Source organism: Synechococcus sp. R5-12 (genome assembly GCF_047502655.1).
In the GTDB taxonomy this organism is placed as follows: Bacteria; Cyanobacteriota; Cyanobacteriia; order Thermostichales; family Thermostichaceae; genus Thermostichus.
Genome location: NZ_JANSIM010000212.1, coordinates 1 through 8,842, shown reverse-complemented (window position 1 = coordinate 8,842; position 8,842 = coordinate 1). Strand labels below are relative to the sequence as shown.

Annotated in this window: 10 protein-coding genes; 2 read left to right on the top strand and 8 right to left on the bottom strand. The window is 58.0% G+C overall.

The window, feature by feature from the left end:
* Together NW843_RS11025 and NW843_RS11020 are read left to right on the top strand one after the other, a co-directional pair.
* The coding region (locus NW843_RS11025; RefSeq protein WP_414522959.1) for an esterase-like activity of phytase family protein at nt 1-744 on the top strand (744 nt) is incomplete at its 5' end.
* A 93-nt stretch (nt 745-837) separates the two neighbouring features.
* Nucleotides 838-2,538 carry an ABC transporter permease gene (locus NW843_RS11020; RefSeq protein WP_414522958.1) on the top strand — a complete coding sequence of 567 codons (1,701 nt, stop codon included), beginning with the start codon at nt 838-840 and terminating at the stop codon, nt 2,536-2,538.
* A gap of 5 nt (nt 2,539-2,543) precedes the next feature.
* Here the strand turns inward: NW843_RS11020 and NW843_RS11015 are convergent, their stop codons facing one another.
* From NW843_RS11015 to NW843_RS10980, 8 genes are all read right to left on the bottom strand, one after another.
* Nucleotides 2,544-3,488 carry a F0F1 ATP synthase subunit gamma gene (locus tag NW843_RS11015; protein ID WP_414330493.1) on the bottom strand — a complete coding sequence of 315 codons (945 nt, stop codon included), beginning with the start codon at nt 3,486-3,488 and terminating at the stop codon, nt 2,544-2,546.
* A gap of 61 nt (nt 3,489-3,549) precedes the next feature.
* Nucleotides 3,550-5,070: a F0F1 ATP synthase subunit alpha gene (gene atpA / locus NW843_RS11010; RefSeq protein ID WP_011434218.1), complete on the bottom strand. Its 1,521-nt coding sequence runs from the start codon at nt 5,068-5,070 to the stop codon at nt 3,550-3,552.
* 43 nt (nt 5,071-5,113) lie between these two features.
* Nucleotides 5,114-5,662 (bottom strand): ATP synthase F1 subunit delta, encoded by a 549-nt coding sequence (atpH, locus tag NW843_RS11005; protein WP_414330491.1) that lies wholly within the window; start codon nt 5,660-5,662, stop codon nt 5,114-5,116.
* A gap of 20 nt (nt 5,663-5,682) precedes the next feature.
* The gene (locus tag NW843_RS11000; protein ID WP_414522957.1) at nt 5,683-6,246 is read right to left on the bottom strand and encodes a F0F1 ATP synthase subunit B; all 564 of its coding nucleotides are present in this window, start codon (nt 6,244-6,246) and stop codon (nt 5,683-5,685) included.
* Between the two features lie 35 nt (nt 6,247-6,281).
* Nucleotides 6,282-6,755, bottom strand: a complete 474-nt coding sequence (locus tag NW843_RS10995; RefSeq protein ID WP_414349846.1) for a F0F1 ATP synthase subunit B' — start codon at nt 6,753-6,755, stop codon at nt 6,282-6,284.
* A gap of 102 nt (nt 6,756-6,857) precedes the next feature.
* Nucleotides 6,858-7,103 (bottom strand): ATP synthase F0 subunit C, encoded by a 246-nt coding sequence (atpE, locus tag NW843_RS10990; protein WP_235280127.1) that lies wholly within the window; start codon nt 7,101-7,103, stop codon nt 6,858-6,860.
* Nucleotides 7,104-7,323: 220 nt separating this feature from the next.
* Nucleotides 7,324-8,070 carry a F0F1 ATP synthase subunit A gene (gene atpB / locus NW843_RS10985; protein WP_414349847.1) on the bottom strand — a complete coding sequence of 249 codons (747 nt, stop codon included), beginning with the start codon at nt 8,068-8,070 and terminating at the stop codon, nt 7,324-7,326.
* Between the two features lie 5 nt (nt 8,071-8,075).
* Nucleotides 8,076-8,480, bottom strand: coding sequence for a hypothetical protein (locus NW843_RS10980; RefSeq protein WP_238376806.1), 405 nt, complete (start codon nt 8,478-8,480; stop codon nt 8,076-8,078).
* Nucleotides 8,481-8,842 lie beyond the last annotated feature (362 nt).

The window sequence follows — 8,842 nt, the reverse complement described above, 5'->3', positions numbered from 1 at the left end:
CACTTGATCCATTTTGATTCCAATGGCAAGGCCATCGAGTGGCTAAATCCTTTTGGAAGTGGAGTTGGCGGCAAAAAGCTTCCAGAAGTTTACAAAAATCGGCGCCCCAATCGCGGCATGGAGGGGCTAACTCTGACGCCCGATCAGAAATACTTGGTCGGCATCATGCAGTCTCCGCTTTTGAACCCCAACAAAGATGTTCAAAAGACCGCAACTGTTTGCAGGATACTCTTCTATGAACTGGCCACGGGCAAGTTCAAAGAATACCTCTATCCTTTAGAGGGAACTGGCACCGCTGTTAGCGAAATTGTCGCCATTACCGACACAACCTTCCTGGTTCTCGAACGGGATGGCAAAACGCCGGGAGAGGACAAAGAGGTTACGAAGAAGATCTACAAAATCGATACTTCCGCTGCCACGGATGTCTTTGATCCTGGTCCAAATGGCCTGCTGGTTAACGGCAAGACTCTGGAGCAGTTAACCCAAGAGGAAATCATTGCAGCGGGGATCAAGCCCGTTTCCAAAGAAGAAGTATTTGACATTATGTCGATCCCCAATTATCCCCACTACAAGCCCGAGGGGTTGGCCATTCTCAACTCAACTACCCTAGCGATAGTTAACGACGACGACTTTGGCATCGTCTCGGAAAAGGGCGCGGTTCAAGAAAAAACTATGCCTTACCTTGGTAACAAGCAAGACGAGAACATCGTTTATTTCGTTAAGCTGCCCAAGAGCTTGTTTTGAGAGAAAACTTGGTTGGGGATCCCTGGAGGATCCCCTTTTCTTCCCCAGGAGTTGCTCAAGAGGTAGCTCCCGCCTGTTGAGATGGACAAAGAGATGAGGTTGAAGTTGTTGAGCAAATCTCTGCCGGGAAGTGGCTTCTTTCCTTTGAACGGCTGGGCGCTTCTGACTCTGACCCTCAGCGGTCTCATTCTCGTTCCTGTCCTTACGGTGTTGCTCAGCCTTTTTGCGGACGAGCGGCAGGTTTGGGAGCACCTGGCCGATACGGTCTTGGGGCTTTATGTGCGCAATAGCCTGGTGATGATGGCAGGGGTGGCGGCGGGGGTCATCCTGGTGGGCAGTGGCACTGCCTGGCTGGTGACCATGTGTCAGTTTTGGGGGCGGGCCTGGCTGGAGTGGATGTTGGTGCTGCCCCTGGCGGCCCCCACCTATGTGTTGGCCTACGCCTACACCGATTTTTTGCAGGTAACCGGCGGTTTCCAGATCTGGCTGCGGCGGGTAACAGGTTGGGGGATCGGCGACTACTGGTTCCCTAACATTCGCTCGTTGTGGGGGGCGATCCTGCTGCTGATCCTCACCCTCTATCCCTATGTTTACCTCTCGGCCCGGCTGGCCTTTCAGGAGCAATCGGTGGCCTGCTTAGAGGTAAGCCGCTCCTTGGGCTACGGGCCTTGGGCCAGCTTTTTCAAGGTGGCTTTGCCGCTGGCCCGACCGGGGATCGTGGCCGGCTGTCTGCTGGCCTTGATGGAAACCCTCAACGATTTCGGCACCGTCAGCTATTTCGGGGTAGATACCTTTACAACCGGCATCTACCGCACCTGGACGGCCCTGGGCAATCCGGTGGCGGCGGCTCAGCTTTCGGCGCTGCTGTTGCTGCTGGTGCTGCTGCTGATGGCGGTGGAGCAGGTCTCCCGCCGGCGGGCGCGCTACTATCGCCAAGGGTTCAAACCCACCTCAACCCGTTACCGCCTACAAGGGATCCGGGCGGTGGGGGCTTGGCTAGCCTGTGGGATCCCGATTGGGCTGGGCTTCGTCGTGCCGGCCTTGATCCTGCTCTACATGACCCTGCGGCAGGGGGAGTTGGGTCGCCGCTTTTGGAGCTACGCCCAGAACAGCTTTTGGCTATCGACCATCACGGCTATCATTGCTGTTTCCGTGTCGGTGGTGGTGCTGTACGGGCTGCGCATGCAGGGGCTAGGACGGGCGGGATCCCCGTGGGGCCTGCGGCTGGCGGTGCAGTTGTCTTCTCTGGGCTACGCGCTGCCGGGAGTGGTGATTGCAGTGGGGGTTCTGATTCCCCTAGGGTGGTTGGATCAACTGCTGAGCTACCTGCGGCAGGTGGTGCTGCAACAGCCACCCGGCCTGGTGATCAGTGGCACCCTCACGGCTTTGGTGTTCGGCTACCTGGTGCGGTTTTTGGCCGTGGCTTTGGCCACCGTCGAGGCCACGCTGCTGCGCATTCCCCCCAGTTTGGATGAAGCGGCCCGCAGCCTGGGACAGGGATCCCTGGGCACCCTGTGGCAGGTGCATTTGCCCTTGATGAGGGGTGGCCTCTTGGGGGCTATGCTGCTGGTATTTGTGGATGTGATGAAGGAGCTGCCGGCCACGATGGTGCTGCGGCCTTTCAACTTCGACACCTTGGCGGTGCAAACCTACCGTTTGGCAGCCGATGAGCGTCTCGCGGAGGCAGGGGCACCGGCTTTGGCCATTGTCTTAGTGGGGATTTTGCCGGTGGTTCTGCTCAACTCCCAGATGGCGCGGCAACGCAACCTCGGCTCCTCAGGGGATCCCCTCTGAGAAGTCTACAGGGCTTCTGCTCCGGCCACCACCTCCAGGATCTCCTGGGTAATAGCCGCCTGGCGAGCTTTGTTGTAGGCAAGACCCAGCGTGCGAATGAGCTCGCTGGCATTGTCGCTGGCGTTGTTCATGGCCGTCATGCGAGCTGCCAATTCGCTGGCCGCCGCCTCCTGCAAGGCCCGTAGCAACTGGTTGTTCAGGTACAGCGGCAGCAGTGCATCCAAAATCTGCACGGGATCCTGCTCAAAGATCATGTCCTGAGGTGGGGCCGAGACCGCTGCGATGACTTTGCTGCGCTCGACAGTAAACTCTCCGCCCCGCACCAAAAGACGAAAAATTTCATCGTCTTGAGTGGCCAACCGCGACGGATCGAGGGGCAACAGGGATTGCACCACCGGACGGGAGCTGATCAAAGAGACAAAGCGGGTATAGAGCAGCTCTACCTTGTCCACCTTCTCCGACAAGAAGGCCGAGAGGAGCTGATCCCCAATCTGGGCAGCCTCAGCCGCCGTGGGGATCTGCGACAAATTCACGTAGGTCTTGGCGATGGGAGCGGAGCGCCGCTGGAAATACTGCACCGCCTTGCGGCCCACCAGGTAAAGCTGCACCTGCTGCCCTGTCTCCTGCAGCTCGCGAACCCGCTCCTCGGTGCGCTTAATCACGTTGGCGTTGTAGGCTCCGCACAAGCCCCGATCCCCGGCCACCACCAACAGCCCCACCGTCTGGATGGGGCGCTGCTTCAGCAGAGGCAAGTTGACATCTTCCAGCCGCAGCCGAGTTTGCAGCCGATAGAAAACCTGGGCCAGTCGGTCGGCAAAGGGACGGGTGGCCATCACTTGCTCTTGGGCGCGCCGCACCCGAGCTGCTGCCACCAGCCGCATGGCCTCGGTAATTTTGCGGGTGTTTTTCACCGCCTTGATGCGATCGCGGATGCGCTTGAGGTTTGCCATAACCTACTCCCTCTATTTTGGTGGTCGACAGGGATCCGGGCCAGGAGAGATCCGCGTCACCCTAGGCCGCCTTGGCCACGAAGCTCTGCTTGAACTCTGTGATGGCCGTTTTCAAGATTTCTTCTGCCTCGTCGGTGAGTTGCTTGGTGGAGAGGACGATCTCGCCATACTTGGGATGGGTGGTGCCCAGGTAAGCCAAAAGGCCCTGTTTGAAGCTGGAGACCTTCTCCACCGGAATGTCATCCAAATAGCCTCGCGTCCCCGCATAGATAATGGCCACCTGCTGATCCAGAGACAGGGGAGAGTACTGTGGCTGCTTCAGCAACTCCTGCAGCCGTTGGCCGCGGGCCAGTTGCTTTTGGGTAGCCTCATCCAGGTCAGAGGCAAATTGGGCAAAGGCCTCCAGATCGCGGTATTGCGCCAGTTCCACCTTGATGGAGCCAGCCACCTTTTTCATCGCCTTGGTCTGAGCTGCCGAGCCGACGCGGCTGACGGAAATCCCGACGTTGATGGCCGGGCGGATGCCAGCGTTGAACAGATCCGATTCCAAGAAGATCTGCCCATCGGTGATGGAGATAACATTGGTGGGAATGTAGGCCGACACGTCATTGGCCTGGGTTTCCACGATCGGCAGTGCCGTCATGGATCCCTCTCCCAGTTGGCTGCTCAGCTTGGCGGCTCGCTCCAATAGCCGCGAGTGCAGGTAGAACACATCCCCAGGATAGGCTTCTCGACCGGGTGGACGGCGCAGCAGCAGTGACATTTGCCGATAGGCCACCGCCTGCTTGGAGAGATCGTCATAGACCACCAGGGTGTGTTTGCCCTGGTACATGAAGTATTCGGCAATGGTGGCACCACAATAGGGGGCCAGCCACTGCAACGGAGCCGGGCTATCGGCGCCGGCAGCCACCACAATGCTGTAGTCCATGGCCCCTCGCTCGGTCAGGATGCCCACCACCTGGGCGATGGTGCTCTGCTTCTGGCCAATGGCTACGTAAATGCAGATCACATCCTGCCCTTTTTGGTTCAGGATTGTGTCCACAGCAACGGTGGTCTTGCCGGTTTGGCGGTCGCCGATGATCAGTTCCCGCTGCCCCCGCCCGATGGGGATCAGGGCATCGATGGCGGTAATGCCGGTTTGCAGGGGCTCGTACACAGAGCGGCGATCGACAATGCCAGGTGCCGGAGATTCGATCAGGCGAGACTCCGTACACTGGATCGGGCCTTTGCCGTCGAGGGGGTTGCACAGGGGATCCACCACGCGGCCCAAGAGGGCTTCCCCCACCGGGATGCTGGCAATCTTGCCCGTGGATTTGACGGTGGATCCCTCCTGGATATTTCGCCCGGAGCCGATCAGCACGGCACCGATGTTGTCTTCTTCCAGGTTGAGGGCAATACCGGTGGTGCCATCCTCAAATTCCAGCAGCTCGCTGGCCATCACCTTATCCAAACCGTAGATGCGGGCAATGCCATCCCCCACCTGCAGAACTGTCCCCACATTGGAGACCTGCATCTCCTGGTTGTACTGCTCAATCTGCTGTTTGATGATGGTGCTAATCTCGTCTGGGCGAATGGTAGGCATAGCAGTCCTCTCAAGTAATGGGAAGGGATCCTCAAAAACCAACTTAGGCCAACTGCAAGGCAAGCCGGCGCAACTGTCCACGCAAGCTGAGGTCGATCACCTGGGATCCAATCTTGATGACCACCCCTCCCAGCAGCTCCGGATCTTGAGTGGCTTGCAACTCCACACCGCTGGCCTGGGTGAAGTCCATCACCCGCTCGCGAATTGACTGCTGCTGAGCTTCCGTCAAGGGTATCGCCGTCGTCACCTCGGCCAGGACGATGTTCTGGAGCTTCCGTTGCAGATCCAAAAAGCGCCGGCAGACAGCCCCGAGAAACATGATACGGCGGCGGTCGGTCAACAACTTCAGCGCATTCAGCAGCAGAGGGTGGATCTGATCGGCAAATACTTGCTGCAGCAGGTTCTTTTTGGCCTCGGCCTTGATCACCGGGTTGGCGAGAAACTGGCCCAGCTCCGGCGTAGCCCGCAAAACCTCGGCAATAAAGCGCATATCGGCGGCAAAAGTGTCCAGCAATCCCTGGCCTGACCCAAGAGCAATGAGAGCCTCGGCATAGGGATCCACCACCTTCTCGGCCATTGTGCTGCTGATCATACCTTTCTCCTCCTTGAGAGCTAGCGGGCAATCATTTGGATCCCTTTCTCGATCAGGCTGCGGTGGGTCTCTTCGTTGAGGTGCTGCGGCAACTCCTGCTCCACCTTGCTCAGGGCTTGGCGAACGATCTGCCGACGCAACTCTTGAAGAATCCGCTCCTGCTCGCTAGACAACTCTTTCTCGGCATTGGCCCGCAGCCGCTCCACTTCCCGCTCCGCCTGCTCCAACAACTCTTGCCGACGGGCTTCGGCGTTGGCTTCCGCCTGCTTGCGGATACGTTCAGCCTCCTGCTGAGCCTGGGCCAGCTTTTGCTGCTCCTCCGCCAGCCTCTCGATGGCTTCCTGTTTGCGCTGCTCCGCTTGCCGCAGTTCTTCTAGGATCCCCTCCCGCCGCTTGGCCAGGGCTTCTCCCACCACTTTGCGACCCAAGATAAACAGCAAGGTGAGAATGATCGCGATGTTGATCAGGTTGCTCTCGAGAATCTTGGCCAAGAGATCCCCCTCTCCTGCCTTGGCTTCTGGGAGTAGCTCCGTGGTCTCGGCCACAGCCAAGATCCAACCGGCCACCCAACTCCACACAGGCATCGCAAGCTCCTCCAAAAGTACTTCCAACCAGCGATCTAACGAGCACTGCCCAACAGTTTCTGGGTAATCTGGGCGGCAATGGCATCCACCTGCTGCTGCAGCTGTTCGAGGGCTGCCTGCTTCTCTTGCTCGACCTGTAGCCGCGCCGCCTCCAGCTTCTGCTGGATCTCTGCCTGCACAGCAGCCAGTTTCTCGGAACGAATGCGAGCAGCTGCAGCCTCTGCCTCAGCGATCACCTGCTGGGCTTGCAAGCGGGCCTGGCTGATCTCAGACTCATACTGTCGGGTCAACGACACCGCCTTGTCCAACCGCTCTTGGGCTTCCGCTTGAGTGGTGCGGATGTAGTCGCTGCGGCTGTCGATAGCCCGCGTAACCGGCTCATAGAAGAGGGAGTTGAGCACTGCCACCAACAGCAAAAACTGAATGGCAATCAGGGGCAGGGTGGCATCCAGATCGAAAAGACCACCTTTTTCAGCCGCTTCAACAGCCAATAGAGTTTGGAAGAGCATGGGTGTTATGACCCCAACAGAAACTTAGGTCTACCGTCAGGCCGGGTTGGGGGGCGGATATGGCTCACCTCGGCCATCGCTGCGGCCCGCCCCCGTAGGACACTAGGCGAAGGGGTTGGCAAACAAGAGCACCAAAGCCACCACCAAGCCGTAGATGGTCAGAGCTTCCATGAAGGCCAGGCTAACCAGCAGGTTGCCGCGGATCTTGTCTTCCGCCTCAGGTTGGCGGGCCACCCCTTCCATCGCAGCAGCAGCGGCGTTCCCCTGTCCGATCCCAGGACCCAGGGATCCCAGACCAATGGCCAGAGCAGCAGCCAGAACAGAAGCAGCAGAGGTTAACGGATCCATAGTGAGATGCTCCTTGGTGATTGACACAACAACAACGTCTCTTGAGCTTCAGAGGTGATCGGGTCTGATACACTACAGCCTCAAATCACTCCCTTGTCGGCGGCTTTCAGAACCAACCTGTCAGCCCCAACAAACCTTACCAAAAGAAGGGACCCTTGCGCTGACCCATTTGAGATGATCCTCCCGAAAAGGTTCAAGATGGATCGACCGACCAGCGGGATCAATCGTGGTGATCCCCTCCTCCATGACCTTCCAGCGCCTCTCCAATGTAAGCTGCCGAGAGGGTTGAGAAGATCAAAGCCTGAATCGCCCCCGTAAACAGGAACAGAACCATCACCGGCACGGGGATAAACAAGGGCACCAGCAACACCAACACCGCAATCACCAGCTCTTCTGCCAGGATGTTGCCGAATAGACGGAAACTCAGGGAGAGGGGCTTGGTGAAATCTTCTAAAACGTTGATGGGCAGCAGAATCGGGGTAGGCTCGATGTACTTTTTGAAGTAAGACAGCCCCCGCTTGCTGATGCCGGCCACGAAATACATGATGCTGGTGAGCAGCGCCAACCCGGCAGTGGTGTTGATGTCGTTGGTGGGGGAGGCCAACTCCCCTTCCGGCAGAGGAATCAGCTTCCACGGGAAGAGGTTGCCCATCCAGTTGGAGACAAAGATAAACAGGAACAAGGTGCCGACATAGGGTACCCAGGGCCGGAAGTTTTTCTCGCCAATCTGGGCTCGGGCAATGCTCTGCACAAATTCCAGGGCATACTCGACAAAGTTTTGCAGGCCAGCCGGCTCCCGCTGCAGTTGACGGGTGCCCAAGATAACCACCGTCAAGATCAGGGCAATGGCGATCCAGCTGGCGATCAAAACCTGCCCGTGAACCGTGAATTTGCCCAGGTGCCAGTAAAGGTGATGGCCGACCTCGAGTTCTGCCAAAAGAGGAGGAGAGGAGAAGGACAGGTTCATGGGCATCACACAGAAGAAGATGAACGGGTCAAGGTCTGGACAAGATGAATGAGCAGGGTGACCTTGTAGGTCATGAACCCCAGGAAAATGGGCAATATCTGTAAAGACTTCACCTGAGTGGCTAAAACGATCAGCCCGACAAACAGAGCCAAACGCGTCACCCCCAAACGGTTGCGGCTTTTGCCCAGCTCCGCTACGCCGCGGCCCAGCATGCGCAGATAAACCACGCCAACAACCGCCCCCAGCAAGTAGTTGGCAGCTACCCCCAGAGAGTAAACCAGGGCCACTCCCACGGCAATGGCCAGACTTACCCCCAAGGTAACCAGCACCAGCCACAGCTGCAGCGCTTCATAGCTCCCGCTGCCAGCAACTGCTGCCCCCCTAGCTCCACCCTTCACCTTCCTCGCCAAATCGGGCTTCCCCAGGGCAAGGGGTGGCTCTGACGCAACTGGATCCCCTGTCTCTTCCTCCCGCTTCGGAGAAGGAGGTGCATTCTCCAAGGGAGGCAGTGGTCTGGGCTTCCACTGGGTCGCCTTCCAACGGGTAGAACTGTGAGAGAGGAGTCTGGAAGAACGGGCCATGGTTTCGAGGTCATGCCTCTCAAGGTTTGACCTTAACCCAAGATAACACGATTAAGTAACAATACTTAATGAGATTAAGTTGGGCCAAGGTCTGAAGGAGACTCCGCTGGTCGCTCAGACAGGCAGCTGGCCTTCCGAACGACAGGGATACTGATACATTTACGCTGAACACTGCTGAACATCACTGTTCA